We start from the raw sequence: 26,909 nt of genomic DNA on the forward strand, positions 1-26,909 counted from the left end.
GCAGGACGGCGGGTCCTGCGGGGCCAGTCCGAGGTGAGTGCGGAAGAGGCCCAGGGGGGTATCCCGGTCAGGGGGTGTGCCGGGGATGTCGCGCCCCGACCGGGGGTCAGATGACGCGGCGGGCGGCGAGTATGTCCCAGTCCGCGAGCGGCGTGATCCGCACAGGCTTTCCCGTACGGGGTGCCTCGATCGCGAGGCCCGAGCCGATGTACATGCCGACGTGTTCGGGGCGGGTGGCGCTGCCGCGGGAGAAGATCAGGTCACCGGGCTTGAGTGCATTGGGGGACACTGCCTTGCCCTCGTCGACCTGCGTATACGTGGTGCGGGTGAGCTGGATGCCGGCGTGCTTGTACGCCTGCTGGGTCAGCGAGCTGCAGTCGCAGCGGCCCATCGGGTCGGGGCCGTGCGGCGAGGTGCAGGCGCCGCCCCACTGGTACATCGTCCCGAGCTGCGCCATCGCCCAGGCGATCGCCTTGCGCGCCTTCGGATCGGCGTCCTTCGGGATCGAGTAGCCCTTCGGTACCGACCCTTCCGGGATGGTGCCGTACCCGGAGCCGTCCCCGGCCGCCGCACAGGGCGCGGTACTGGAGGTGGTGTTCGTCTCGCTGGTGTCCTGGTCGGCGTCGGGGAACGTCGCGGCGATCGCCTTCTGGAGGGCGGTCGCCAGCTCCTCCCAGTCGGCGTAGGCGTCGGGGTAGCCGGAGCGCTGGACCTTCTGCGCGGCCTGGGTGACGGTCAGCTGCTGCCAACCGTCCACCGCGAGCAGGTGCTTGTAGAACTGTTCGCTCGAGTAGACGGGGTCGTGGATCTCCGTAGCGGTGCCCCAGCCCTGGCTCGGCCGTTGCTGGAACAGACCCAGCGAGTCGCGGTCACCAGAGTTCAGGTTGCGCAGCCGTGATTCCTGCATCGCGGTGGCGAGCGCGATGATCTGGCCCTTCTTCGGCACGTGGAGGCCGATCCCGGTGGCCACGATCGTGCGGGCGTTGGGGATCTGTTCCTCGGGCAGGGACAGGCCCTCGACGTGCACGTCCTTGGCGGTCGCACCGTTGAGGATCTTGGTGACCTGCTCGACGACCGTGTCGGTGTCGACGTCGCCCACGCAGCTGAAGGACGAGTAGGTGGTCTGGGCGGCCTCGCTGCTGGTGGCCATCAGCATGGCCGTGCCGGCGAGGAGGAGAGGAGAGAGGACGAAGACGCCGATGCCGGCGGCCACGCCCTTCAATCGGGGACGCCTCCCGGGCGGCCGTCACGGGCCGGGGACCGGTGCGCGGGCAGGGGAGGGTAGAGCGATGTCACAACGAGGTCCTTGGTGAAGTCCCGGCGGCGCGTGCGTCGTTGAGGAAAGGGCGCGACGGCCGGGTGGTGGGTTAATCGGAGCCTAGGTGCACGTGCGCGAGTTGCCGCTCGCACCGGCACGGGGCGTCGGGTCAGGTGTGCCAGGACATGGGGATACCTCCACGAACGCAGGGGGCGGGGATGCGCCATCGGCGTGGTCTGCCGGGCAGTTCCAAAACACTAAGGGCGGATCCCCGGTTGCCGAAATCGTCTCTGATCAAGGCTCTATTTCGGGGTTTTCGGCGGCGATAGCGCTCAACCGGGGATCGTGCCCTACAGTTTTGGCTCCTCCCCTCGCCCCCGCCGCTGCGCGGCCCGCAGTGCCTTCCTGCCCGCATGCGGTCCTGCGGGTTATCCAGGCGGGCCGGAGCGACTCTCCCTCACCTCACCGACCCGAATTGGGGTATCTCTTTGCCTTTTTCCCTGCACCAGGGCGACGCGCTCGGCGTCCTCGCCGAACTGCCGGACGACTGCGTCGACTCCGTCATCACCGACCCGCCGTACAACAGCGGCGGGCGAACGGCCAAGGAACGCACCTCCCGCAGCGCGAAGCAGAAGTACACCTCCGCCGACGCAGGTCACGAACTGCCGGACTTCACCGGCGAGAACATGGATCAGCGGAGCTACGGCTTCTGGCTGACCCAGATCATGACCGAGGCGCACCGGCTCACCAAGGTCGGCGGCACGGCGCTGCTGTTCACCGACTGGCGGCAGCTGCCGATCACCACGGATGCCATCCAGGCCGCCGGCTGGCTCTGGCGGGGCGTGCTCGCCTGGCACAAGCCGCAGGCTAGGCCCCAGAAGGGACGTTTCACCCAGAACTGCGAATTCGTCGTCTGGGCCAGCAACGGACCGATCGACGCGTCCAGGAACCCGGTCTACCTGCCCGGCCTGTACAGCGCCTCGCAGCCGTCGGGCAAGAGTCGGCAGCACATCACGCAGAAGCCCGTCTCCGTCATGCGTGAGCTGGTGCAGATCTCCCCGCCGGGCGGCACGGTGCTCGACTTCACCTGCGGCTCGGGCTCGACGGGAGTCGCGGCCCTGCTGGAGGGCCGTGATTTCATCGGCGTCGAGAAGACCAAGCACTACGCCGCGATAGCCGCCGACCGGCTCACCGAAACGCTGGAGCAGACTTTGTCCCAGGACGACTTGACCCTCACGTCCTGAGCCCTGTCGTGCAGCGCGGCACGGCATGTGCTGCGTGGCCCGTCATGCCATGGCCGTGCCGCTCGGGGCGTTATAGCAGCACAGTCCCGGTTACCGAAACCGGGGATTCTCCGGATGGTTTGAGCCGCAATTCACGCCCAACGGCCGCGGCTCAAGGAGGCCCCTTTTCGTGCCTGAATCCATAGACCCCCCGGACGACAGGGAGACGGAACCGGTCCGGCTGCCGGAGTCCGATCTGGAGAGCATTGAGGCGAGCGTCCGTAAACTGCTGGACCAATCTGCCGAGCAGGCCCGCCAGCTCGACAGCCTCGCCTCCGCACCGCCGCCCACGGACTCACCGTTCGGCGCCTTCGGCTTCCCGGGTTTCGCGGGCGTGGCGCCGCAGCCCGCCCCGCCGGAGCCCCGCCCGATCCTGGAACTGGAGGGCGAGGAGTACGAAGACGAACTCGACGCGCTGTCCGACTGGGTTGATGACTTCCTCGTCCGGGTCTACGGGGCGGAGGTCACCACCGCCGCCCCGTGGTGCGAGCAATGGCAGGAACACGCCGACGTCGTCGCCTGGCTCCACGCCCTATGGCTGGCCTACCAGCAGCACAAGGACCCCGAGGCCGGCCTGTCCGGCCTATTCGTCTGGCACCGGGACTTCCTCACCCACGCCATGGCCACCGTCAGGGCTGCCGGCGGGCCCCTGTCCGCGTGCATGACCGATCCGGACCGACCCGCCCACCGCCTGCTGCCCGGCCCGCCGCCCTCAAGCCGGACCACCGCCGAAACCGCAGAGTCCGAGGAGAACGGCGAACCCGGCCAGGCCGCCGGATGAACGGCCACGACCGGCCCGCCTTCGGTCTCTCCTTCGACCCGCGCGCCCTGAACGACCTTCTCCAGGCCCCCAGCGACATCCGCGACCTCGCGCTCGCCCAGCTCCAGGACATCGTCAACGCCCGCCTGTTCGGCGCCAAACTCACCCGCGATCTCGCCGGATGCCGCAAGGTCTACGTCGATCACCGCAACGCGTGGCGCATCGTCTACGCCCAGCGGCAAGCGCCTGCCACCTCCACGCACACCACCGAGATCCACGTCGTGGCCGTCCGCCCGCGGGAGGCGCACGACGTGTACGACACCGCCCGCGCCCGCCTCGGCATCACCCGACGGCCCATGGGCGAGCGCACCCACGCCGCCCGCACCCGCTCGCCACAGCTGAGCGCGCGCCAGCCCATCCCCAAGCCCGGACCACCGCCCTACGCGATGCCCGGCCTTCCCAGCCCCGCACTGCCCCCGACCCTGAAGGGCCCCGTTCGTTGACGCAGTTCCCCACCCTGATCGACCAGGTCGCCGCCGCCGTACTGGCGCCGGCCGAGGTCAACGAGAACCCGCACCACCGCGCCATCCTCGACGTGTTCGTCGAGATCCAGGACCTCGACCGGCAGCTCGCCGCCCTGGCCGGCGCCGAACGTCCCGCCGGCGTCACCGCCACTGAGCAGCTCGACACGCTCACCGACCTGCTGATCGAACGCATGGCGGCCGGAGCCGGGCTGAGCGCACTGCTGTCCACCTCCTGCTGCTGCGCGGCGGCGTACGAGCCCGCACCGCCCAGCGAGTACGAGCCGGTGGAGGACGAAGAGCCCGACTTCGAACCGGACCTCGATCCCGACTTCGATCCGGACGTCGAGGATTTCGACGACTTCGAGGACCTGGAGGGTCTCGACGACTTCGACGACCTCCACGAGGCCACGTGCGAGGAGTTCCTGACCTGTCCGAGCCGGCCGAGGACGATCGTCCACGCCTGCCTCGACGTCTTCGACGTCCTGGGCGCAGACGAGTACGTCAGCACCGCGGAGCTGGTCGCGCGCCTGCGCGAGCTGCCGGGCGAGGCCGATGGACGCTGGCGCTACGCCGACCTCACCCCGGTCCGGCTTGCCCTTCTCCTGCGCCCCTACGGAGTCCAGTCCCGCAAGCCGCGCGCCGCCGGCGGCAGCCGATACCGGGCCTACCAGCGCGGCGACCTACTGGCCGCCCGCCCGGACTGCTCCTGCTGACCCACCCCGCCCTCGCGCGTACGCACCCGGTCACAGCGGCGGACTGGGACCTGGTCGCCGCCTTCCACGCGCAGTGTTCCGAACAGAGCCTGTTGCGCCGCTGGGGCCGCACCCGCCTCACACCCCGTGATCTGACACGGCTGTCGCCCAGGCGCAGTGCTGGATCGGACTCGACGCGGACGAGCGGCCACTGGCCCTCGTCTGCGTCGGGCCCGTCAGCGGGAAGCCCGGCGTCGTCGACCTCGGACTTCAAGTCGCCGACGACCGCCACCGGCAGGGCATCGGAACGGCCCTGGTCCGGCAGGCGGCCTGGATCGCCCGCACGCGCGGGGCGCACACCCTCACCGCGTTCACGCAGGCGTCCAACGCGCCGATGCTCCGGCTCCTGGAGCGTCTGGGGCCGACCCGGCACACCCGCGACGGCTCCTACGTCGAGGTCCGCATCGCCCTGGACGCACACGCCTCGGACACTCTCCCGCCCACACGAACCGCTCCGACATGACCTCACCCCCCGAACCCTCGCCCGACCGCCACCCGCGCACCGTGCTCGACCAGCGGATCGAGACGGCCGTGGGGCGCAGCATCGAGAAGCTGTGGCGGCACCGCGACGACGGTCTCCTCGACGCACCGCACGCGGCCTTGGCGGACGCTCACCGCGGCCTCGTCCGGGCCGAGCGGGACGTCACCTTCCAGCGCGCCCGTCTCGCCCGCCTGGTGTCCGGCGAATTCCCCGTCGATCAGGCATTGTTCGCCCGGATCGAGCGCACGGTCGACCAGCTGGCGCATGCCATCGACGAGCGCGACGCCCAGCAGGCCAAGGCCACCGCCGCGCTTGAGCCGATCGAAGCCGCTGCCCCGAGGCAGGCGCCACGGCAGGTGCCGACGAAAGACATCGCGGCCCTGCTCGCCATCGCCCAGGGCGCCAAGCTGCACGAGAACCTGGTCACCCACCGGCTCGCCGTGGCCACCCCCTCGCGCACTCGCATCTCCTACGCCCAGTTGCAGCGCCTGCAGGCGAGCGGCCTCGTGGATCGCGACACCTCCCACCCGGTGCATGCCGGCCAGCCGGTCACCCTCACCGACGCCGGCCGGGCCGTACTCGCTGCCCCGCGCCCCGCAGGCCCGCCCGGCACCATGCCGTCGCCCCGGCCGACGGCATCACCGGCCCCCGCACACCTGCGTCGCTGAGGGGCTCAACTCTCCCTGCCCACGGCGCCGATGGCGCCGCCGAACCGAAAGCAACGATGCCCACCCACCAACCGGATCTCCGCCTCGACGGCTACCAGGCCGTCAACGACCGCGTTGATGAGCAGTTCTGGCAGCACATCAGCATCGGGGAGGACCAGCTCACCGTCCTGGCCGAGCACCACACCGAGGACGGCGAGCACAGCTTCTACCTGATGCACAACGGCGCCGTCACCTGGGGCATCCCGGGTGAGCCCCAGCTCCTCGCCCTCTACCTCCAGCGCGACACCGTCGCGCGGACCTTCCGCTTCGACCACGCGGCATTCGCCCTGCCTGCGATAGCCCAGTCCTGGCTGATCGCCCGGGGCTGCCCCGAGGAGAAGATCCTTCTCGCCGCCGGCATGGGGAGCGAACCTGCCGACCAGGCCACCCGCGTCCTGGAGAAGCGGCTGCGCAGCGACGGCGACCATTTCGCTCTGCTGACCAGCTACACGCACGACACCGAGCCGATGGAGATCACCGTGCTGCTGCGCGCCCTCGACGAGAAGGCGCCGCTGCCGTTCCGGATCCTGCTCGAAGAGGTCGACACCAAGGCGTGGACACACACCTTGCGTGAGGGCGGCTTCGCCACCTTCGAGGCCGCCACCCAGTGGTGGGAGGCGCACTGGAGCGGCGAGGCGATCCCGCTGCCGGCCGCGTCACCGCCAACCCGCCACCCCACTGCTCCAGGCACCCCCGCTCTGCCCGCACGCCCCGCTCCACCGCGCGGTCCTAGCCGCTGAATTCGCGGCTGCCCACCCGCTTTGCCCTTCCCGGCCCCGTGAAATGCCGACCACCCTGGATGAGGCGGCACGGAACATAGCACGCACTCCCCGGTTACCGAAACCGGGGATTCTCCGGAGTCTTGTTCTCGGCCCGCACGGCATCAGCCCGGTCCGTTTCCGCATTCCCTTCCCCATTTTCGTGGAGGTCAATTCCCCATGCGCGCCACCCGCATAGCCGTCTCCGCCGCCGTTCTCGGTGCGCTCGCTCTCCCGCTTGTCTCCATCCCCACCGCCAGTGCTGCACCCGCCCTCAGCAGCTGCGCGGCCAAGCCGCTCCCGTACAAGGTGCACACGAAGGCGGTGACGATCCGCTCCAAGGCGTCCTCCAAGTCCACGGCCCTCGGCGTGCTCTACCGCAGCCACAAGTTCACCGTTCACAAGAGCAGCGGGAACTGGCACTACATCACGGACGAGACCACTGGCGTAAAGGGGTGGGTGTCCGGAACGTACGTCTACCGTGACGTCGCCATGTGCCTGGACTAAAGGCCCAGCCTGCAATTCCCCTATCCAACATCCGAGTTCGCGGACCGTCTCTGCACGGACCGGAATCGCAGTGCGGCTTTCCCGCCCCGAAACGCGAATGAAAGGAGCCTTTCCGTGCCCGAGTTCAGCGAGGACGTGATGGGCGTCGTCACCGAGCGGGTCGAGGACCGCTTTCAGATGCCTCTCGCCGATCTGCGCCGGGCGGTTCAGGCGGCACCACAGGCCAACCCCGACGCCACCAGTGTCGTGCACTGGTACGGCCTGCTCACCGAAACCCAGGACGCACTCGACACCGCGGAAGACGCGCTCGTCGAGGCGCTCGGCACCCAACCGGGCGAACTCGACGACGTCGTAATGGAGTTGGCTCACCAGGTCAACGCCGCTGTCGCCGCACGTGACGGTCGCGCCATGGTCGTGGACTACCTCCTCGACCCCCTCGCCCCTGGCAAACGCGGGCCGGGCGCCTGGCGTGGTGCCTACCCCGCCGCGCGCCGCGCTCCGGCGCTGCCCACCTCGGCGCCTGCGCTGCCCGCCGTGCGGGGTATCCCGACACGAGGGGTAACGCGATGAGCGTCATCGACAAGTCCACCAGCCGCGACACCGCGCTGGAGGAGGCGTTCGGTGCCTCCGTCGCCGAGCTGTATGCGCAGGCAGCACACTCCGAGGTCTGCGCTGCACTCCACCGCGCGCTGGCGCTGCGCAGCTTTCTCGTGGTCGCCGAGGAGCAGGTCGTCCGCGTACGTGATCGCGTCCACGACGCCACGTCCTCCGACCGCGACCTGGGCGAGTTGTCCGCCGATGACCTGCGCATGGACGCCCAGTGGTTGGAGGCGGCTCTGTCCGGCCGTAACGGCTACGTTGCCGCCCTCGACGACCTCCTGCTGACCATGCCCGCTCCCGATCAACGCCCCACACATCCGGTGCAGGTCGCCCAACCGAGGATCACCGCCACTGCTCCGCCCGCCCCGGCAGACCGCCGTGCCGGGGCGGTGCGGACCCGCCGCCCCTGAAAGCCACGCCGATTGCCCCAGCCCGAAGCCACCGCCAACTCCATCTCCCAGATCATCGCCCAGCGCATCGAGGCGCTGTTCGGACAGCCGCTCGCCGAACTCGAAGCCCTCGCCGACAACGCTCCCGACGCCACCCTGCTCGCCGCGCTCATCGGCAGCCACAGCGACCTGGTCCTGGCCGAACGCAACATCGCCTTCCAGCTGGAAAGGCTGCGCGAACTCACCTCCCCTGAACGGGAGATCGGCCGCTTTACCGTCGGGCACATCCTCGACTGCGCCCGCCGCATTGCCGAGTCCGTCGCCACCCGCGACGCCCACGCAAAGAGCACCGGCGCGGTCCTGGGCGGACTGCGCCGCGCATCGGCCCCGGACGCCCAACCGCCGGCTGTGCCCGTCCCCGCCGCCCCGCCGACCGCCACCTCCCGCACCCGCTGATCTGCCCGCACCGCTTGAGGAGCCCCATCCTTGGCCACCACCGGTCTTCCCCCCACCACCCCGAACGACCTCTCCAGCGTCACCAAGACCCTGGATTTGCTCGCCCCGCGCTGGAGCGTGTGGGTACTGATGACCATCTCCTCCCAGCCGCTGCGCTACGCCGAGATCAAGCCCCGGCTGCCGTGGCTGGGCGACGGCCAGCTCCACCCCCGGCTGCGCCACCTCACCAACGCCGGCGTGGTCGAACGCACGGAGTACGCCCCGCGCCACGTCACCTACGGCCTCACCGGCCGCGGCGCCGAGCTGTTGCCCGTCATGGCCGTGATCGCCTCCTGGGGCGACACCCACCTGGAGAAGTCGCTCGTCGCAAGCAAGGCCACCGACACTATGGAGCTTGAGCGGATCCCCCCGGCCCAGAACATCGACGACACGCTCGCCCTGATCGCCCCGCGGCACGCCACCCCGATCCTGTGGACCCTGCAGGCCCGGGGCAGTGCGAGCGCCAAGACGCTGGCCACCGAGGCCATGCCCGGCTACGGGCTGACCGCCGTCTACAAGCCCCTGGACCGTCTGGTCGCCGACGGCCTCGTCACAGCCACCGGCAGCGGCGACTTCCAGCTGTCCGCCAGCGGCCAGGCTCTCGCCCCCGTCTTCCAGGCGATCTCCGTCTGGGCCACCGCCCCGCTCGCCGAGGCTCGCCGGCCCCGGGGGCAGGGCGCCGCCCCGTCGCAGAACCGTTCCGGCCCCTGGGCGACCACCCCGACCCGACTTCCGGCTCCCACGGCACCCGCTGCATCGTCTGCCGGTCCTGCCTTGACCACCACGCCGGACGGCCCGGCGTGGAAGTCCAACGACCTCTTCTCCCACCGGATACCCGCCCGCCCCATCACCCCGGCAGGAGGCCCGCGCCGATGACCGCGGCCCTGCCCTCCAGTCTCCTGCGCGAACGCCGCGCGATCCGGACCCTGTCCCTGCCGGGCCTGATACGCCTGGTCACCGAGATCGACGACAACGGCCCCATCAGCCGCCAACGCGGCAGCCTGCAGGGCGCCTTCGGCGACCTCACCCCCGGACAACTGCGCCACGCCATCGACACCGCACGCGACCTCGGCCTCATCCACGCCCGCGGACACGCCTTGGCCCGCTACCAGCTCACCGCGGGCGGCAAGGACCTCGCTGAGGTGTACGACACCGCAGCACGCTGGGCCCGAACCCGCGAACTCCCCAGCCACAACAGTGACTTCGTCGCGCGCGTCCAGTACGCCCTCCAGGTGCGGGACGGCGGCCCGGAGCACCCCGGCGCAGCGACCGAACCGTCGGCTCCGCACGAGGCGCTGTCCGAGTGGTTTAAGGCGCACCCCCGCGTACTGCACCAGGACGTCGCCCGCTCCTCTCACGCGGCGCAGGAATCGGGGCGCGCTGCGTGAGATCCCGTGTCGGACCCCGGCATGCCCGCCGACCGGTCCCCACTCTGGTGCGCGGCATCTATCTGCCGCGCAGCACGGACGCCGCAGCGTTCGCCATGGCCAGCTATGGCATCCCGCTGCTGGTACTGGCCACCACCGACTCCGCCGCCCTGACCGGCTTTGCGTTCGCGCTGGAATGGGTTCCGAGACTTGGCGCGTTCGCCTTCGTCGGGGCCCTGGTCGACCGCCACGGCACCACCGCCGTGCTCCGCTCCGCCTCCGCTGGCCGGGCCCTGGTCGTCCTGGCCGCCGCGTTCATCTTGCCGACGCAGGCAGCGGGGCTCGATGCGACGGTCACCGTCATGCTGCTCGCCGCGTCCACCGGGATCCTCACCGAATGCTCGTACATCGCGGCCGAGACCGCGGGCGGGGTCGTCAGCCGCGAGGCCGGCGACCGCGCCCACCGCGTTCAGTCGGTGCTGCTCGGCATCGACCAGGTCGCCATGCTGTCCGGCCCCGCACTCGCGGGGGTACTGCTGCAGTGGGCCGGCACCGCCGGGATGCTGATGGTGATCTGCGTCTTCTCGCTGCTCACCAGCGTGCTGGCCCCGCGCCAGTACCACAGGGCCAAGCCCGCCGAGCCGCAGCCGGTCCTTAAGGGGCTACACACCGGCTGGTCGACCCTGCGGTCTCTGCCGGCCCTCGGCTGGCTGGTGAGCGGACTGACCGTGTCCAACTTGACCGTCGGCCTGCTGCAGGCCGCTGCCCCGGTGATCATCGTCAAACAGCTCGGACATTCCACGGCCGACGTCGGCCTCATCTGGTCGGTCGCCGCCGTCGCCTCTCTCATCGCGGTCGCCCTGTGCCGCCGGGCGATTGACCGCTTCGGCCTGTGGCCGGTCGGCGCCGTGTCCGCCACGATCGCCGCCTGCGCGTGCCTGGCCGTCTCCTTCACCGACACCTACGGCAGCTATCTCACCCTGATCGCCGTGCTCATGGCCGGCGAGGGCGGCATGACCGTCGTGCTGCGCACCCTGCGCTCCCGCCTCATCCCCGCACCGGTGTTCGGCGCCACCCTGTCGCTGACCATCCTGCTGCTCCTGTTGCCCTTCCCCCTCGCCGGTGTCCTCGTCGCCACCGTGCCGCCCGGCCAGCTCGGCCACGTGATCACCATCTGCGCCGCACTGCAGGCCCTGGGCCTCTTCGCCGCCTTCGCCCGGCTGCGCACCACCCCCGCCCTGCGCACCTCCTTCGCCTGACCGCCCGGTCACCCTCCCGCTCACCCCCGGAGACCGCCGCCATGCCCACGTTCCACACCTTTGCCGACCCCTACGCCCTGCCGGTAGCCCGAGCGTCGTTTCGAGCGGGCTCGCGCCCGACGCTGACCGACCGGTTCTTGGCCTTCGACGCCGAGCATCCGTACGTCTACAGCGCCCTGGAGCGCCTGACGGCCGACCGACTCGCCGCCGGCGCCTCCCGGGTTGGGCTGAAGGCGTTGTTCGAGGACCTGCGCTGGCAGTTGCCAGCGGGCGTGCGCGGACTGAACAACTCCTTCACCGCCCTGTACGCCCGCAAGTTGATCGAGGACCACCCCCAGTGGGCGTCCGCCTTTGAGCTGCGACGCCGCCGCACCCCCTGATCCAGGCGCCCTGCCTCAGCTCTTCGTTCCCCCCGCACTGTTTGGAGCCTTGTTGTCCTCTCGCCCCGTCGTCCTGGTCGTTGCCGCCGCCGACATGGAGGCCCAGGCGTATCGCGGTACCTGCCTGGAGAACGTCGCCGCCCACTACGACGTCGTCCTGATCTCCGGCGCCGCGCCGACCTGGGAGAAGGAGTTCCTCCTCGACTACGCGGTCGCCGACCCCGCCGATCAGGCGGCGCTTAACGCGGCCGGGCGCGCGCTGGCCGAGCGGCATGCGCTGGCCGGCGTTATGACGTGGACCGAGTGGTACCTCGTCCCCGTCGCCCGCCTGGCCCGCCAGCTCGGCCTGCCCACCACCGCTCCGGAGGCACTTCAGGGCTGCCGCAACAAGCACACGAGCCGCAGCCTGTTCGCCCGCCACGGGGTGCCCTCCGCCGCCTCCGTCAGCGTGCGCACCGAGCACGAGGCGGCAGATGCCGCCCGGCGCATCGGCTTCCCCGTCGTCCTCAAACCCGTCGCGCATGCCGCGAGCATGGGCGTCATCCGCGTCGACACCGCTGACGAGCTGCCGGCCGCGTACGCCTTCGCCGCGCACATCGCCGGCCACGGAGTGGAGAGCACCCAGGTCCTGGTCGAGGAGTACCTCGACGGCCCGGAGGTGAGCGTCGAGTGCGTCACCCACCAGAGGCAGACCACCGTCGTCGCCGTCACCCGCAAGACCGTCGGCATGCCGCCTTACTTCGAGGAGCTGGCGCACGTGGTCGACGCGAACGACCCGCTCCTTGCCACCGTGGCCCCAGCCGCCGTCGCGGCACTCGACGCCCTCGGTGTCACCGACGGCGTCAGCCACGTCGAGATCCGCGTGGTCGACGGCCGCCCCCGCCTCATAGAGGTCAACGCCCGGATCGCTGGCGACATGATCAGCCACCTCGTCCACCTGGCCACCGGCGTCGACCTCGCCCGTGCCGCCGCCGACATCGCCTGCGGACGTACCCCCGACCTGACGCCCACCCGCCACCAGGCCGCGGCGATCCGCTTCATCTACCCCGCCTACTCCGGCATCCTCACAGCCCGCCGTGTTACGGAACCCACCGGGGGAGTGGAGCGCGTGCGCTTCCAGCGACAGGCCGGCGACCAGCTCGTGCTGCCACAGGACGGTGGCGATCTGTTCACCGCGCGCCTTGGCTTTCTGATCACCATCGGGCCGACCGCCACGGTCGCCCAAGCCTGCGCCCAGGAGGCGTACCGCAACCTTGACGTCCAGGTGGCTGCGGTCGCGCAGACGGCCCCAGCCACAGGGGAGCACACCGCGTGAACCAGACCGCAGCGCCCGAGCTGACGCGCAGCCGCCGACTGCTGACCGGGTACTTCGCCGGCTTGGGTGTGGTGATGGCTGTATGGGGCGCACGCATGCCCGCCGTCCAGAAGACCGCCGATGTGAGCACCGCCGGGCTCGCCCTGGTCCTGCTGGCCGCAGCCCTCGGCATGGTCGCCGGACTGCAGACCGGAGGACGTCTCGCGCACCCGGCCCGCCTGCCCGCGCTGATGACCGGCAGCGCCATCGGTCTCGCCGCCTGCCTCGCCGCCCTCGGGGCCTGCCGCAGCCTGGACACCCTTCTTGTGGTGGCGTTCGTCTTCGGCGCCGCGCACGGCGTCCTCGACGTCGCAGTCAATGCCGCCGCGGTCCGCTGCCAGGACGCCCACGGCTGCCCGATCATGGGCCGGCTGCACGCGAGTTTCAGCCTCGGCGGCCTCACCGGCGCCGTGCTAGCCTCAGCCACCGCCCACACCCCGCACACCGTCCTGTTCGCCAGCGTCGCAGCCACCGCCGCCACGGCGGCAGGTGCAGCGACACGCCTCACCCGCTGTCTTGCCAGCCCTGGACTCGAGCCCGTCCACAACCATGTGGCACTGGGCTTGGACGAGCGCGGGGGTCTGGCGCGGCCCCGGTTGTGGCTGCTGGGCGCACTGGCGGCCGGAACACTGCTGGGCGAGGGAGCCGCTGCCGACTGGGCTGCCGTCCACCTGCACGACCTCGGTGCGACCGCCGCGACCAGCGCCGTGGCGTACGGCGTCTACAGCGCCGCCATGGCCGCCGGTCGCCTCACCGGAGACCGGCTCACCGCCCGCTTCGGCGCTCCCGCTGTTGTCCGCGCCGGTGCCGCCCTGGCCGCGCTCGGCCTCGCAACCGGGCTCGCTGGCTCCACCATCGTCTTTGCCCTCCTCGGGTGGGCGGCCTTCGGCCTGGGGTTGTCCGTAACCATCCCCAGCCTGATCACCGCCGCAGGCATCGGCGGCCCCCGCGCCGTCGCCACCGTCGCGGTCACCGGCTACGTCGGCCTGCTCGCCGGACCCGCCCTCATCGGCGCCGTCGCCACCGTCACCGCCCTGCCGCACGCCCTGCTGCTGCCTGCCCTCCTCGCCGCAGCCGTCGCCACTCTCGCCCCCAAAGCCCTGGAGAAGCCCACCCCTTGACCCACACCTCCGTCTCCCCGAACGGCGTGGACGCCCTACTCCTCGACTACAACGGAGTCCTCGGACTCCAGCCCAGCACCGGCATGTGGACCCGCCTCGCCGACCTGGCCGAGTGGCCCGACCGACACCTCCCCTCCTTCCAAGAAGCCTTCTGGGCCCCCCGGAACGCGTACGACGCAGGCGAACTGAGCGATCTCGCCTACTGGGCGAAGGTGCTCGGGCACCATCCCGGCCCGCGGTGGCTGCGCACGCTGCGGGCCGCCGATACCGCCATGTGGACCCGCACCGACCCGCGCGTCCTCGACATCCTGTACCGCGCCCGGATCGCGGGGCTGACGATGGTGCTGCTCTCCAACGCCCCCGCCCACCTCAGCAACGTCCTGGATGCCACCGACTGGCGGCGCGAGCTGATGGTCGACGCGTTGTACTCCGCCCGCCTGGCCCTGTGCAAGCCCGATCCGGCCGCGTACGAACACGCCCTGGCCGCCACCGGCGTCGCCGACCCGGCACGCGTGCTGTTCGTCGACGACCGCGAGGACAACTGCCGGGCCGCCGCCGAGCTGGGCCTGCGCACCCTGCACTACGCCGGCCAACCCGCAGACCTGGAACAGCAGTTGCTGCTTGCCCTCGCGGACAGTGCCGGTTCCTGACCGCGCACCACGCCGCTCACTTCAACCCCGAACCCCTGGACTTTCGTGCCTGACACCGAAGAGATCGACGGCGACGTCTACGTCTCCCCCCGCTACCTGGCCGGCAGCACCGCTGTCGGAGACCCTGCGCTGGAGCCCCTCCTCGCGCTCGACTTCGACCTGCGTCACGATGATCTCGGCAACGCCTACGTCACCGCGCCCGACCACCGCGTCCGACTCGGCTTCCTGCCCGAGGGAGATGACGACGGACTGTGGCGGATCAACGCCTACCGTGACCGCTTCGGCCCGCCCGCATGGGGCGTCTCCTTCAATGACGCTGCGCCCTTCGAGTTCGTGACCGCCTTCACCACCGCCCTCGCTGAGGCGTACACCGCCGGCCCCGACATCTACCTCGCCGAGCCCGACCTTAAGGACCCCGAGCTCGGCGCCTTCGACGCCGTCGTCCCGCTGATCAAGAACGGCTGGCAGTTCCAGCACCCGCGCTGGGGCGTGATGGAACTGCAGTCCCCGGACGCGATGGCCACCTGTGAGTACACCACCGGCCGCCTCGATCCGGAGAAGGAGTTGACCACCCTTGGGGCCCGCTGGCACCTGTGGGGCGGACCGAAGAACGGTTACGCCCGCTGGTACGCCACCGCCACCACCAACACCCCCATCGCCCTGGTGAAGGCCATCACCCAGAGCGTGTCCGACCCGGCGCCCCTCCCGCGCTGGAGGGACTCGATGCTCCCTGGGATGCGCGAGGCCGCACAGCTCACACCCGTCACACCGCCCGCGGCCCCGGTTCCGACCCCGCTCGACGTCCAGCGCGCCCTTACCCGCCGACCGCCGGCACTCGGCACCCGCAGCGTCCCGCGCTGGAGCACGGCCACCCTTCCTCCGGCGCCCGCCGCCCCACGTACGGCCGCGCGCCGCTGACCGCCGCTGCCCGCGACCAGCAACTCCCGCCCACCGAAAGGACCTTGTGTCGTTCAGCCCTCTGGACGATCTCGACGACCACGACGTGGTCGAGGTCCTCCCGCGCCACCTCGCCGGTCCCGGCATCCACGAGCTCTCCGATGTGTGGCCCTTCCCCTTCGACCAGAACTGGACCCTCGCCCACTCCGAAGACGGACCCACCATCGCCATTAGTCCCGGCATGCGGTTGCTGGCCGGGCACATCCCCTCCGAGGCCCACCCACGCGGCGGCGAGTGGCTGGTTGCCGCGCACAAGGACCCCTTCCGGCCGGCCACCTGGACGGCCACGCTCGATGCCAGTACCCCCGTCGAACTCGTCCGCGACCTGTACGCCGAAGTGCTCGCGCTGTGTGAGGCGGACAGGCGGGGCGAACGCGACCTGCTGCGCCCAGACGACGTCCGCCCCCAAGACGTATACCTGCCGCTGCTCACCTCCGGCTGGCAACACACGGTCAAGACGGACGGGGTCCAGTACTTCCGCAGCCCGGACGGCTACGGCGTGCTGCAACACGCCTACGTGCACAAGAACTTGGCCGCACCCGTCTGGTCCGCGTGGGGCGGGCCACCGGACTACCCGCTGTGGAAGGCCACGTTCTCCTCCGCCGTGCCCGCCTCCCTGGTCGCGGGGATCGCCTCCTCCCCGGCCTCACCCGTGCCGCTAGCCCGGGCCGTGTGGAACATTCCGGCCGACACCCGTCTCCATCTCACCCTCCCCGCCGCCCCGGCCGATGCCGCCGCGCACCAGGGTGCCCCGGTACAGAGTCGAGCGTCCATGCCCTCTTCGCCGACCCTGTCGTCCGCGCACAGCTCGGTGCCCGGGGTCCCGGGCACCGCGCCCGCGCCGTCCGCCCCTCCTGCCCCGCCGCTTGGCCGACGCAGGTAGCCGCCCCGCAGAAGCGTCCGCTGCCGAGGAGCGCCATCACCGTTGTCCCTGCACGCCCAGCATTTCTTCACCGACCTGCTCGACCTGCCCGTCCACGAACGACGAGTGATCGGCGACACCTGCTACGCGGTCATCACGCCCGACTCCCCGCTACGCCTGCGCCTTGAATTCGCCCAGACCATCCGGGAACGCGAGTACGGCGGACTGCGCCTGAGCCTCCTCCATTCGGACCGAGGCGCCTTCGACCACGCGTACTTGTCCTTCGCCGACCACGGCACGTTCGCCGTCCGGGATGCCCGCCTCGGCAAACAGCCCGGGCATGACGGCTACGGCGTCGTACGGGACTGGCACCACGACGACACCTCACCCTGGATCGGCGCCGCGGTCATACCCCTGAGCCATGCCATCCAGGACTACCTGAAGGTCTGGACGCCCGAACCGTCCCCGACCAGCAGCGCCGACAGCGCACGGCGGCGACCGGCTCAGCTCGATACGGATCCTGAGCCTGCCTGGGGAAGCTGGCTCACCGACGCCGACTTCCTCACCCGCCTTCACCAGGCCACGCCGGTCTGGCTGGACATCGTCGACAGCGTCCTCGACGACGGCCTTCCCCTCACTCAAGCACTGACCGGCAGCCGCGAGCACGCTGCCCAACTGCTCGACATTCCACCGGCGTTCGGCCTCCTGATCGAAGCCGAGGCTGCGGCCCGGATCGTGCATGCCGCCGGCCTACCGGCGAGCACACTGCGCGGTGCCTCCGTCGCCAAGGGCCTGTCGCACATCGCGACGTTGCCCATCGAGGACCAACACCACCTCGTCCGGGCCGCCGCCCGCGGAAGCATGATCGACGCCCCCGCGCACCTTCCAGGGCAAACCCGTCCGGCCCCGCCGCCCCAGCCGTCGCCGGCCCGTACCCGCTGACCGGCCTTATCCCGCTTGCTACCGACGGGCAGCCCTGCCCGCATCACCTCCAGGAGAGTTCCTTCTTGCGTACCCGTTCCGCCCGCCGCCTGTCCGCCGTGGCCGTCACCGTCGCCACCATGACCGGCGCGGTAGCCTTGGCCCCAGCCGCCTCCGCGCAGACCCCCGAGCCGACCCCCTCCACTTCCATCACTCCGCTGAGCGCGGCCGGGAACGGCGGCGTCACCATCCTGAAGAAGGACCCGGGCGGCGATGTTCTCGCCGGCGCCACGTTCACCCTGCTCGACTCCACCGGCAAGCAGGCCGCCCGCGGCACCACCGACACCGAGGGCCAGCTGACCTTCCAGGACCTCGCGCCCGGTGTCTACCGGCTCAAGGAGGTCTCCAGCGGTAGCCCGCTGCACGGGGTCGTCGACGACCAGGACGTCATCGTTACCCCCGGTGCCGACACCCCGCTGACCATCATCGACCCGTTCAAGCCCGCCTCGGTTCTGCTGAAGGCCAAGGACGACAAGACCGGCAAGCTGTTGGCCGGATCCACGGTCAACATCGGCCGCGGCGACAAGACCATCCTGACGCTGACGACCGGCTCCGACGGAACGGCGAGCGGCAAGCTGCCCATCAACGCCCGCACCGGCAGCGACTTCTGGGTCAAGCAGGTGAAGGCGCCCGCGGGCTACGAGATCTACAAGCCCTCGAAGGCGTTCAAGGCCAAGCCGGGCGACCCCGTGACCGTGACTGTCACCAACGCCAAGAGCGCCACCACCCCGCCGCCCAAGCCGACCGACAAGCCCACTGACAAGCCGAGCGACGGGCCCACCGCGGACAAGCCCGGCCAGGAAGAGGACACCTCGACGCCGTCCGCCTCGGGCACCCCGACCTCCGACGAGACGTCGAGCACCGCGGCCCCCGCCCCCGCGGGCTCGCTCGCGCACACCGGCGCCGACGCCACCCCGTGGCTGATCGGCGGCGCCGGAGTCCTGATCGCTGCCGGCGGAGGCGCCCTCTTCGTGGCCCGCCGCCGACGCACGGACAACTCCACCGACGACGGCTCCACCGCGGGCTGACGGCACAGGCTTCACTCCGCAAAGCCCCCGGAATCGAATCGTTCGATTCCGGGGGCTTTGTCGTGGGCGCTTTTGCGGGGCCCAGCTGATGGAGGCGCTGGTGGCCGAGCGCCGCCCCGACCGGCCGGTACCGCCGCGATCGGGGCGGTTGTGCATCTGCCGGCCACCGCCATCGAGGAGGGCTGGGGCCCGTCCTCGTCACGGTGCCAGCGGCAACGCGTTTGCTCACAGCGCGGCCAGCGACGATCGCATCAGCAGGTGCCCGTAAGCGCGAGTCGGCGTTCGAGCTGCGGGATGCCGTGCGCTGATGCCCATCAGTGCCGCTGCGAGCCGCCGGTTGTCGGGATCGGACGCCTGTGGAAGGGCGACGTATCTGCTCGCGCCCCGCACGGCCCGGACCGTCCCGGCCTTCCGTTACTGCTCGCGCTCGCGCATCCCTATGCCGAGGTCGCTCTCGACGACGCCTGTGGCGCTCAGTGTTGACGCGGCCCGTGTCGTTGCCCGGGCTGTGCCCGTTGGACCGGTGACACTGGTGCGGCGTGTTATCGGTCTTGAGCCTGCTTTCTTCGAGCGGGCAGACCAGGCCCGCACCTGTCGTCCGGTTGCACCGGCCGGTGACCGGCGGCCCCGGGCTGTCATGGCTCGATAGGACCCGGGGCCGCAGGTCAGCTCGCGGCGGTGCGTTTGGCCTGGGCCTTGGTGTGGGCGTGGTTTTCACCGCGAGCGGATGCGGCGGGGATGACGGCTTCTCGCTGCCGGGAGTGCCACGGCGCGTCATCCCGCGAACTCGCGGACGGGCAGCCCGGAGACGTCGACTCGTGCTCGGAACAGCGAGCCTGCCAGCGGGTCCTCTGAAGGTGCGAGGTCCTCCCGGGACGTGGTGATGAACAGCTCGTCCAGGTGCGGCCCGCCGAAGGTGCAGGCGGTGACCTTCCTTGCCGGCAGTTCGATCACCTCGTCGAGGACATCCGTCGGAGAGTAACGCCGCACCGCTGAACCGTTGTTGAGAGCCACCCAGACGCCGCCTTGGGCGTCGACGGTCAGCCCGTCCGGACGTCCGGCATCGGCGGGCACGGTCACGAAGGTGCGCTGCCCGGTCAAGCCCGACTCGGAGTCGTAGTCGAACACGGCGATCCGCTGTGTGGGCGTGTCGTTGTAGTAGGCGTGGGTGCCGTCGGCGCTCCACTCCAGCCCGTTGGAGATGGTGACCCCGGTGAGGATTACAGCGACGGAGCCGTCCGGTGTCAGCCGGTACAGGGTGCCGGCGCCGGGGCGTTTGTCGTAGGCCATCGAGCCGCAGTAGAAGCGGCCGTCGGGATCGCAGCCGCCCTCATTCATCCGTATCCCACAGTCGTCGTCCCACAGGGTGGGCAGGTGCGTGACGGTGCCGTCGGCGTCCTCCAGGGCGAAGCCCCGCTCGACTCCGATGACCGCGCCACCCTGGCGGCGGGGCCGCACTGCTGCGGCGACATCGCCCACATGGCGGCGGGTGACGGTTCCGTCGCCGGCAAGGGACAGCACATCCCCGGCCAGCATGTCGACCCAGCGCAGGCCGCCCCAGCGCGGCGACCATACCGGCCCCTCGCCGTGGTAAACGATCGGATCGGTCACCTGCTCCACGCGCATCGGCGCCTCCAGACAAGACAGGTACTTTTAGGCGGAAAGCTCACATTCTTTTTCATAGTGCCTGAACCGGGAGACCGCCGTATGGCCCGTTCGCCCAGAGCCGCAGCGTTGCGGACGTGGCTCGCCGAGACCTGGCCGCTGGTGCAGGCCACGGCAGCGGCCACGGTGGCCTGGGTGATCGCTGTCCGGGTGGGCGGTCACGATGCCCCGTTCTTCGCTCCGATCGCCGCGGTGGTCGCTCTCAACTTCGGGCGCGGCGAGCGGGGCCGGAACGCCCTGCGGCTGGTCTTCGGCGTGTGTATCGGCATCGTCTTCGGAGAACTCACGGTCGTGGTCCTCGGAGGCGGCTGGGACAGCCTCGCGCTTGCGACGTTCGTCGCGCTGGTCGTCGCTCAGGCGCTGGGGGCCAATCGGCTGATGCGCGTCCAGGCGGCCGCCGGGGCGATCCTGACCATCGCCGCGGCCGACGGCGGGGCTGGTGTGAACCGCTTGATCGATGCGCTGATCGGTGCTGGGGTGGCGCTGGTGTTCACGCAGGTTCTGTTTCCCCCCGAGCCGCTGGCCCTGGTGCGCCGGGCGGAGCGGGCGGCGCTGGCCACGATGGCCGAGGGCCTGCGGCTGACGGCTGAGGCGATCGAGCGTGGTGCGTACGACGAGGAGCTGCATGCGGGGTTGATCAGGTGCATGTCCGGTGTGCGGGAGCACCTTGCTGAGGTGGGCAGGGCTGGGCCGGCCGGTGCCCGGGTCGCCGGCCACTCGTTGATCTGGCATTACCGGCGCCCCGCCGTCAGGCGGACGACCGAGGAGGCCGCCCAGGTCCAGTTGCTCGGAGCCAGTTGTCTGATGCTCCTGCGCACCGCTGCCAGCGCGGATCTGCGGGGGCAGGCCGGGCTTGCGCAGGCGGTGCGGGAGCTGGCCGGAGCGATCGCCGACCTTTCGGCAGACCTGGGCAGCCGCCCGGTCCGCCAGCGGGCGGTGGACCGCGCTTTCACCGTTGCCCGCCGGGCCGGCGAGGCCCCGGTGCCGCATATGGAGCGGGAAGCAGTGGCCGCCGGCGTGCGGTTCCTCTGCCTCGACATCATGGTCTTCGCCGGCGCCGCCCCTTCAGAAGCGTTCGCCGTGTTCCAGCAGGGGGGCGCAGGCATGCCGCGGGTGGCCGCGCCGCCGGAAGACTTCCACCAGCCCGGCCTGCCGAGCCCCGCCGCGGTGTTCCGCCGTCTGAGCCGACGGAGGCGCCGACATTGACAGCCGGTGGTGCCGGCCGTGCGTCAGGGCGGGCCCGCACTTCCAGCCGCGTATTCCTCCAGCGGGACCAGCCCTGCGTTCCAGGCTGCCAGTACAGGCGTCACTACGCGCCAGGCCGCTTCGGCTTCGTCGCCGCGGACGGACAGCGTGCTGCCGCCCGACAGGATGTCCAGCAGCACGTGACCGTAGGCCGGCAGGTCGGAGGCGGGAGGCGGCGCGGCGAGCGTCACCGGCGCCGGGCTCGGCGGCTTCAGGGCACCGCCGGTCAGGTGCAAGGCGAGGTCGTCGGGGCCGTCGAGGCCGATCCGCAGTTCGTTGGCTGGAGCGCTGTGGGCCGACGGGTGCTCGGCCGGCCGGAAGCGGACCGTGACCTGCTTGCGCCGGCGGTGCAGCGCTTTGCCGGCCCGGAGCAGGAAGCGGGTGCCCGCCCACCGTTCGCTGTCGAGGTCCAGCGCGACCTCGGCGAAGGTCTCGGTGCCGCGGTCCGCGTCGACGCCGCCCTCATCCCGGTATGCCGGAACGGCGCGTCCGCCCCCGCCTGCCGGGTCGGGGAGCGTACCGGCGGTGTACCGGGCGCGACGGGTCCGGGACAGGGTTTCGTCGCGGCTCAGGTGGCGCACGGAACGCAGGACGTCGACCTTGCAGTCCCGCAGGGCGTGCTCGTCCAGAGAGGTGGGCAGGTCCATCGCGATGAGGGACAGGATCTGGAGCATGTGGTTCTGCATCACGTCCCGCAGGGTGCCGGAGCGGTCCGAAGTAGCCCGCCCGGCCCTCCAGGCCGAGGTCTTCCTCCCACAGGATGTCGATCTGCTCGATGTGCCGGCCGTTCCATACCGGTTCCAGGACCCGGTTGGACAGGCGCAGCGCGAGCAAGTTCTGGACGGTGGGGAGCCCAAGGACGTGGTCGACCCGGAACACCGACTGTTCCCCGGTGGTGCCGGCCACCTGGGCGAGGAGCCGGTTGAGCGCCACGGCGCTGTCGAGGTCCTCACCGAAGGGCTTCTCCAGGGCAATCCGGCTTCCCGCAGCGAGCCCGGCGGCCCCGAGCGCGGTCACCACCGCTGTGTACAGACCGGGGGGCAGGGCCAGATAGACCGCCACCGGCTGCCGAACACCGTGCAGCAGGCCGGCGAGGCTCTTCGGATCGGCCATCTCGGTTCGCCGGTAGCGCACGCAGCGCAGCAGGTCCTCGCGGGCTGCGGCCGGTACATCCGGGGCGTGACGCTCCAGCCTCTCCGCGGCTGTGCGCTGGAAGGCGCGGTTGTCCAGGTCTTGCCGGGCGGCCGCGATGATCTCGAAGCCGTCGGGGAGCCGGTCCGCGGCGCGGAGTGCAGCGAGAGCCGGCAGCAGGTAGCGGCCGGCGAGGTCACCGGTCGCACCGAGCAGCACCAACGTCTTGATCAATTGCTGGCCCCTGTACGACGAATCGGCAGCACCGGACAGCGCGAAGGTGCCGTTTAATCCAGAAAACATGATTGAGTGGCGGTTTGCTGCGGTTCATGAAGAATTCCAAGTATGCCTGATCTTGAGTCGGCAGGTTCGGAACCGAAGCGGTCTCCTCCGGTGGTGACGCTCGCCGCGTTGTACGGCACGGGCGGCGTCGTCATCGGGCCCGAGGTGGCGCAGCGGCTCGGCGTTGCCTTCCTCGATCGCGCCATCCCCGCTTCGGTCGCCGCGCAGACCGGCGTCCCAGAGGAGGTCGTCGCCGCAGCCGATGAGCGCCCGCTCAGGCGCGGGCAACGGTTGCTGGCGCTGCTGGCCAGGGCACCCAGCCTGACAGCCGGCCCGGCCCAGGAGCGCTGGCCTCTGGAAGAGAGTGAGATGCGGGCGCAGATCCGCCGCTTCATGGTGGCCGCTGCCCGGTCCGGGGGTGTCGTGCTGGGGCGCGGCGGCGCGATCGTGCTGCGCGAGCTGCCGCAAGCGCTGCACGTGTACCTGGGCGGGCCCCTCGATGCCCGTATCGCACAGGCGATGGAAGCTGAGGACGTCGATCGTGCCACTGCTGAGCAGCGCGTAAAGGCCAACGACTGGGCGCGAAGGGAGTACGTCCGCAGGGCGTACGGCACCGACGGTGACGACCCGGCCCTGTATCACCTCATGATCGACGCCACCGCCTTCAGCGTCGACGCGTGCGTGGAACTGATCGTCGCTGCCGCCACCTTGCGCATGTCGCGCAGCAAGTGAGTTAAAGACATGAGGAGTACCTATGCTCAGGCCCCGCGACACGCCCACCCGCGAGTGCACCTCGCTCAACGGTCTGTGGCGGTTCGCCGTCGACACCGAAGGGGTCGGCCGGGCTGACGGCTGGTGGCGCCACACCTTGCCCGGCAGGCGGGAGGCTCCCGTGCCAGCCAGCTACAACGACCTGTTCCCGGATCCGACGGTGCACGACCATGTGGGCGACGTCTGGTACCAGAGGGTGATACGGATTCCGGGGCGGTGGGAGGGCCAGCGGATCGTCCTGCGTTTCGACTCCGCGACCCACCGGGCGGTGGTCTGGGTCGACGACACGGAGGTCGCGGCCCACGAGGGCGGGTACACGCCGTTCGAGGCGGACCTCACCGACCTGGTCGAGCCGGGCGCCGAGCACCGGGTGACGATCGTGGTCGACAACACCCTGTCATGGCAGTCCATCCCCCCGGGCTACGTCGAGCAGACTCCCGACGGACCGCGCCAGCGCTACTTCCACGACTTCTTCAACTACGCCGGCCTGCACCGCAACGTCTGGCTCTACACCACACCCCGCACCTGCATCAGTGACATCACCGTCTTCACCCGGCTGGCCGGATCGACCGGGACCGTCGACTACCAGATCCAGGCGGTCGGCCACGAGGAGCACGACGTCCGCGTCATCCTCCGGGACGCCGACGGCGCCGAGGTCGCGCGAGCCACCGGCAGCACCGGCGGACTCACCGTCGAGGACGTGCACCCCTGGCGGCCGGGCGAGGGCTACCTCTACCACCTCCACGCCGAACTGCGGGACGCCGATGAGGAACCGACCGACGCGTACACGCTGCAGGTGGGAGTACGGACTGTGGCGGTCGAGGGGAACCGGTTCCTCATCAACGGAGAGCCGTTCTACTTCACCGGATTCGGCAAACACGAGGACAGCCCCGTACGCGGCAAGGGCCACGACGACGCCTTCATGGTCCATGACTTCGCGCTGCTGGAATGGCTCGGCGCAAACTCCTTCCGCACCTCGCACTACCCCTATGCGGAGGAGGTACTCGAGTACGCGGACCGGCACGGCATCGTGGTCATCGGCGAAACCCCCGCTGTCGGACTCAACGCCGAACTCGGCGCCACCCTCGCCGAGGCGGTGTTCACCACGTTCTCCGAGTTCACCATCAACAGCGCCACACAGGAGGTCCACCGCCAGGCGCTCGCCGAGATGATCGCCCGGGACAAGAACCATCCCAGTGTGGTGATCTGGAGCATCGCCAACGAGCCGGAGTCCACCACCACGGCCTCCCGCTCCTACTTCGAGCCGCTGGTCGACGAAGCCCGGCGGCTGGACCCGACCCGCCCGCTGGCCTTCGCCAACTTCATGAGCGCCACCCCGGACAACGACGTCATCTCCGGCCTGTTCGACGTCCTCATGCTCAACCGCTACTACGGCTGGTACAAGAACCTGGCCGACCTGGCGGCGGCCGAGCGGAACCTGGAAGACGAACTCCGCGCCTGGACACGCAAGCACGACAAACCGATCATCATGACCGAATACGGCGCGGACACACTCACAGGGCTGCGCACCATCACACCCACCCCGTGGACCGAGGACTACCAGGCCGCCGTACTCGCGATGTACCACCGCGTCTTCGACCGCATCGAGGCGGTCGTCGGCGAACAGATCTGGAACTTCGCCGACTTCGCCACCGCCCCCGGCCTGCTCCGCGTCGACGGCAACAAAAAAGGCGTGTTCACCCGCGACCGCCGACCCAAAACCAGCGCATGGCAGCTACGCGAACGCTGGCGAGCACGCCGATGACCGGCCCGACGGGCGAGCAGACCCCCAAACTGCGCACCATCCAGTACATCGGCTACGGCGCCGGAGACTTCGCGAACAACCTGGCCTTCTCCATGGCCTCGATGTTCCTGCTCCTGTACTACACCGACGTCGTCGGGATCTCCGCCACCACGGCGGGAACGCTGTTTCTGGTCGTGCGGGCCTGGGACGGCATCGGGGACGTGATCGCCGGCCGCATCGTCGACCGCACCTCCACCCGATGGGGCAAGTACCGCCCCTACCTGCTGTTCGCCTCACTACCGCTGCTGGCGCTGCTCGTCGCCCTCTTCTCCGTCCCGGGCGGACTGAGTCAGGGCGGCGCACTCGTGTACGCCTACATCTCCTACGCGCTGTTCTCCTTCGCATACGGCCTGGTCAACATCCCCTACGGCTCCCTGTCCACCGCCATGACACAAGATCCCGACGAACGCTCCAAACTCTCCAGCGCCCGAGTTCTCGCCACGAACCTGGTCATCCTGCTCCTGGCGGTCGTCGTCTCACGGCAGATCGCGAACTCCGACGACCTCCAGCAATCCCTGACGATCATCACCCTGGGCCTCGTGGTGATCGGGATGGCGCTGTATCTGTTCACCTTCTCCACCGCCAAGGAGCAGGTGCAGCGCGACGTCGAGAAAGTCAGCCTGCGCCAGGCGTGGGACACCGTCAAACAGAACAAGCCGCTGCTGCGGCTGGGCCTGTCCAGCGTGCTGTTCCTGTGCGGCATGTTCGCCCTGGAGACCACTGCCATCTACTACGCCCGCTATGTACTCGACGACGCCGGCCTCTACGTCGTTCTCGTCGCCGTACAGGTTGTCGGCATGCTCCTGGCCACCCTGCTCATCCCCACCATGGTGAGCAAGGTCGGAAAGCGGACCTCCTACGTCGCGGGCGGAACCATCGCCGTGCTGGGCGGCGTCGTCACCGCCGTCGCGCCAGGATCCGTTCCCACGATCGCCTTCGTCGGTTTCGGCATCCTCGGCATCGGAATCGGTGCCATCAACACCCTGATCTGGGCGCTCGTCGCCGACACCGTCGAGTACGGGGAATGGAAAACCGGCGTGCGCGCCGAAGGCGCGACCTACTCGGTCCTCTCCCTCAGCCGCAAATTCGGGCAGGCCATCGGGGCTGCCGCCGCGGCCTACATCATCGGCCTCGGAGGCTACGAATCCGGCGCTGCCACCCAGAGCGACAGCGCTGTCACCTCGATCAGAATCGCGGCCGGGGCTGTCCCGGCCCTGGTCATCATCCCCGCGATCGCCCTCATGGTGACCTACCCCCTGACCGAGAAGAAGTTCCGCCAAATCGTCGCAGACATCGCCCAGCGCCACGCAGAACCCGGCCCAAACGAATCGCAAGCCCCCCGAGTATGAGCGGGCTTCAAGCAATGAGTGGCCCGCCCGGGTGACCGGCATCCGGGTGATGATGCCCTCCCCACGTGGATGGGCACACCTGTTCGCGAACACCCTGCCGGCCGACCGCGTCACGCGCTCTGGCGCGTCAACACAACTGTGGCCATGCGCATTGCCTGCGGGCACCTCCGACGAGTGCAGGTCGGCTGC

General features: G+C 70.3%; 29 protein-coding genes and 1 pseudogene. 26 read left to right on the forward strand and 4 right to left on the reverse strand.

The window, feature by feature from the left end; translation table 11 throughout:
- Positions 1-106: 106 nt before the first annotated feature.
- A complete protein-coding gene (locus QF032_RS31625) occupies positions 107-1,222 on the reverse strand; it encodes a C40 family peptidase (protein WP_307058567.1) in 1,116 nt (371 codons plus the stop codon).
- Positions 1,223-1,746: 524 nt separating this feature from the next.
- On the opposite strand from QF032_RS31625, the gene QF032_RS31630 reads away from it, so the two are divergent.
- The 22 genes from QF032_RS31630 to QF032_RS31735 all read left to right on the forward strand — a co-directional run bounded on the left by QF032_RS31630 (position 1,747) and on the right by QF032_RS31735 (position 18,473).
- Positions 1,747-2,502 carry a DNA-methyltransferase gene (locus QF032_RS31630; RefSeq protein ID WP_307058570.1) on the forward strand — a complete coding sequence of 252 codons (756 nt, stop codon included), beginning with the start codon at positions 1,747-1,749 and terminating at the stop codon, positions 2,500-2,502.
- 268 nt (positions 2,503-2,770) lie between these two features.
- A complete protein-coding gene (locus tag QF032_RS31635; protein WP_307060442.1) occupies positions 2,771-3,322 on the forward strand; it encodes a DUF4913 domain-containing protein in 552 nt (183 codons plus the stop codon).
- Positions 3,319-3,804 carry a hypothetical protein gene (locus QF032_RS31640; protein ID WP_307058572.1) on the forward strand — a complete coding sequence of 162 codons (486 nt, stop codon included), beginning with the start codon at positions 3,319-3,321 and terminating at the stop codon, positions 3,802-3,804. Before QF032_RS31635 ends, QF032_RS31640 begins: the two co-directional genes overlap by 4 nt.
- Complete coding sequence (locus tag QF032_RS31645; RefSeq protein ID WP_307058574.1) at positions 3,801-4,538, forward strand: DUF3631 domain-containing protein; 738 nt, start codon at positions 3,801-3,803, stop codon at positions 4,536-4,538. Before QF032_RS31640 ends, QF032_RS31645 begins: the two co-directional genes overlap by 4 nt.
- A 190-nt stretch (positions 4,539-4,728) precedes the next feature.
- On the forward strand, positions 4,729-5,040 hold the full coding sequence (locus tag QF032_RS31650; protein WP_307060444.1) for a GNAT family N-acetyltransferase: 312 nt from the start codon (positions 4,729-4,731) through the stop codon (positions 5,038-5,040).
- Entirely contained in the window at positions 5,037-5,726 is a 690-nt protein-coding gene (locus tag QF032_RS31655; protein WP_307058575.1) for a hypothetical protein, read from the forward strand. The genes QF032_RS31650 and QF032_RS31655 overlap by 4 nt, the downstream gene beginning before the upstream one ends.
- Before the next feature lie 56 nt (positions 5,727-5,782).
- Entirely contained in the window at positions 5,783-6,505 is a 723-nt protein-coding gene (locus QF032_RS31660; protein ID WP_307058577.1) for a hypothetical protein, read from the forward strand.
- A 198-nt stretch (positions 6,506-6,703) separates the two neighbouring features.
- Positions 6,704-7,030: an SH3 domain-containing protein gene (locus QF032_RS31665; protein ID WP_307058579.1), complete on the forward strand. Its 327-nt coding sequence runs from the start codon at positions 6,704-6,706 to the stop codon at positions 7,028-7,030.
- Positions 7,031-7,144: 114 nt separating this feature from the next.
- Positions 7,145-7,600, forward strand: coding sequence for a hypothetical protein (locus tag QF032_RS31670; RefSeq protein WP_307058581.1), 456 nt, complete (start codon positions 7,145-7,147; stop codon positions 7,598-7,600).
- On the forward strand, positions 7,597-8,040 hold the full coding sequence (locus QF032_RS31675; RefSeq protein WP_307058583.1) for a hypothetical protein: 444 nt from the start codon (positions 7,597-7,599) through the stop codon (positions 8,038-8,040). The genes QF032_RS31670 and QF032_RS31675 overlap by 4 nt, the downstream gene beginning before the upstream one ends.
- 12 nt (positions 8,041-8,052) lie before the next feature.
- Positions 8,053-8,475 (forward strand): hypothetical protein, encoded by a 423-nt coding sequence (locus QF032_RS31680; RefSeq protein ID WP_307058585.1) that lies wholly within the window; start codon positions 8,053-8,055, stop codon positions 8,473-8,475.
- Between the two features lie 30 nt (positions 8,476-8,505).
- Complete coding sequence (locus tag QF032_RS31685; RefSeq protein WP_307058587.1) at positions 8,506-9,390, forward strand: winged helix-turn-helix transcriptional regulator; 885 nt, start codon at positions 8,506-8,508, stop codon at positions 9,388-9,390.
- On the forward strand, positions 9,387-9,902 hold the full coding sequence (locus tag QF032_RS31690; protein WP_307058590.1) for a hypothetical protein: 516 nt from the start codon (positions 9,387-9,389) through the stop codon (positions 9,900-9,902). The genes QF032_RS31685 and QF032_RS31690 overlap by 4 nt, the downstream gene beginning before the upstream one ends.
- Positions 9,899-11,140 (forward strand): MFS transporter, encoded by a 1,242-nt coding sequence (locus tag QF032_RS31695; RefSeq protein WP_307058592.1) that lies wholly within the window; start codon positions 9,899-9,901, stop codon positions 11,138-11,140. The genes QF032_RS31690 and QF032_RS31695 overlap by 4 nt, the downstream gene beginning before the upstream one ends.
- A 41-nt stretch (positions 11,141-11,181) precedes the next feature.
- Positions 11,182-11,520 carry a hypothetical protein gene (locus QF032_RS31700; RefSeq protein WP_307058594.1) on the forward strand — a complete coding sequence of 113 codons (339 nt, stop codon included), beginning with the start codon at positions 11,182-11,184 and terminating at the stop codon, positions 11,518-11,520.
- 94 nt (positions 11,521-11,614) lie between these two features.
- Complete coding sequence (locus QF032_RS31705) at positions 11,615-12,835, forward strand: ATP-grasp domain-containing protein (protein WP_307060446.1); 1,221 nt, start codon at positions 11,615-11,617, stop codon at positions 12,833-12,835.
- Positions 12,832-13,995: an MFS transporter gene (locus QF032_RS31710; protein WP_307058596.1), complete on the forward strand. Its 1,164-nt coding sequence runs from the start codon at positions 12,832-12,834 to the stop codon at positions 13,993-13,995. The genes QF032_RS31705 and QF032_RS31710 overlap by 4 nt, the downstream gene beginning before the upstream one ends.
- A complete protein-coding gene (locus tag QF032_RS31715) occupies positions 13,992-14,645 on the forward strand; it encodes an HAD family hydrolase (RefSeq protein WP_307058598.1) in 654 nt (217 codons plus the stop codon). Before QF032_RS31710 ends, QF032_RS31715 begins: the two co-directional genes overlap by 4 nt.
- A gap of 45 nt (positions 14,646-14,690) precedes the next feature.
- Positions 14,691-15,563, forward strand: coding sequence for a DUF317 domain-containing protein (locus tag QF032_RS31720; protein ID WP_307058600.1), 873 nt, complete (start codon positions 14,691-14,693; stop codon positions 15,561-15,563).
- Between the two features lie 46 nt (positions 15,564-15,609).
- The gene (locus QF032_RS31725; RefSeq protein ID WP_307058601.1) at positions 15,610-16,485 is read left to right on the forward strand and encodes a DUF317 domain-containing protein; all 876 of its coding nucleotides are present in this window, start codon (positions 15,610-15,612) and stop codon (positions 16,483-16,485) included.
- 42 nt (positions 16,486-16,527) lie between these two features.
- A complete protein-coding gene (locus tag QF032_RS31730) occupies positions 16,528-17,406 on the forward strand; it encodes a hypothetical protein (protein WP_307058603.1) in 879 nt (292 codons plus the stop codon).
- 65 nt (positions 17,407-17,471) lie between these two features.
- A complete protein-coding gene (locus QF032_RS31735; RefSeq protein ID WP_373430404.1) occupies positions 17,472-18,473 on the forward strand; it encodes a SpaA isopeptide-forming pilin-related protein in 1,002 nt (333 codons plus the stop codon).
- A gap of 774 nt (positions 18,474-19,247) precedes the next feature.
- Here QF032_RS31735 and QF032_RS31740 read toward each other — a convergent pair.
- Entirely contained in the window at positions 19,248-20,099 is an 852-nt protein-coding gene (locus tag QF032_RS31740; protein WP_307058605.1) for an SMP-30/gluconolactonase/LRE family protein, read from the reverse strand.
- Positions 20,100-20,180: 81 nt separating this feature from the next.
- Between QF032_RS31740 and QF032_RS31745 the strand changes: the two genes are divergently transcribed.
- Positions 20,181-21,344: an FUSC family protein gene (locus QF032_RS31745; RefSeq protein ID WP_307058606.1), complete on the forward strand. Its 1,164-nt coding sequence runs from the start codon at positions 20,181-20,183 to the stop codon at positions 21,342-21,344.
- A gap of 23 nt (positions 21,345-21,367) precedes the next feature.
- On the opposite strand, the gene QF032_RS31750 is transcribed toward QF032_RS31745, so the two are convergent.
- Together QF032_RS31750 and QF032_RS31755 are read right to left on the reverse strand one after the other, a co-directional pair.
- Positions 21,368-22,069, reverse strand: a complete 702-nt coding sequence (locus QF032_RS31750; protein ID WP_307060450.1) for a hypothetical protein — start codon at positions 22,067-22,069, stop codon at positions 21,368-21,370.
- Between the two features lie 82 nt (positions 22,070-22,151).
- A pseudogene (locus QF032_RS31755) lies at positions 22,152-22,817 on the reverse strand (hypothetical protein); the annotation flags it as partial.
- Between the two features lie 42 nt (positions 22,818-22,859).
- On the opposite strand from QF032_RS31755, the gene QF032_RS31760 reads away from it, so the two are divergent.
- From QF032_RS31760 to QF032_RS31770, 3 genes are read left to right on the forward strand one after another with little or no spacing between them, the layout of a single operon-like run.
- The gene (locus QF032_RS31760; protein WP_307058608.1) at positions 22,860-23,528 is read left to right on the forward strand and encodes a cytidylate kinase-like family protein; all 669 of its coding nucleotides are present in this window, start codon (positions 22,860-22,862) and stop codon (positions 23,526-23,528) included.
- 22 nt (positions 23,529-23,550) lie between these two features.
- On the forward strand, positions 23,551-25,332 hold the full coding sequence (gene uidA / locus QF032_RS31765) for a beta-glucuronidase (protein WP_307058610.1): 1,782 nt from the start codon (positions 23,551-23,553) through the stop codon (positions 25,330-25,332).
- On the forward strand, positions 25,296-26,720 hold the full coding sequence (locus tag QF032_RS31770) for a glycoside-pentoside-hexuronide (GPH):cation symporter (RefSeq protein ID WP_307058612.1): 1,425 nt from the start codon (positions 25,296-25,298) through the stop codon (positions 26,718-26,720). Before uidA ends, QF032_RS31770 begins: the two co-directional genes overlap by 37 nt.
- Positions 26,721-26,909: the final 189 nt, after the last annotated feature.

Origin of the sequence: Streptomyces achromogenes (assembly GCF_030816715.1) — a bacterium.
In the GTDB taxonomy this organism is placed as follows: Bacteria; Actinomycetota; Actinomycetes; order Streptomycetales; family Streptomycetaceae; genus Streptomyces; species Streptomyces achromogenes_A.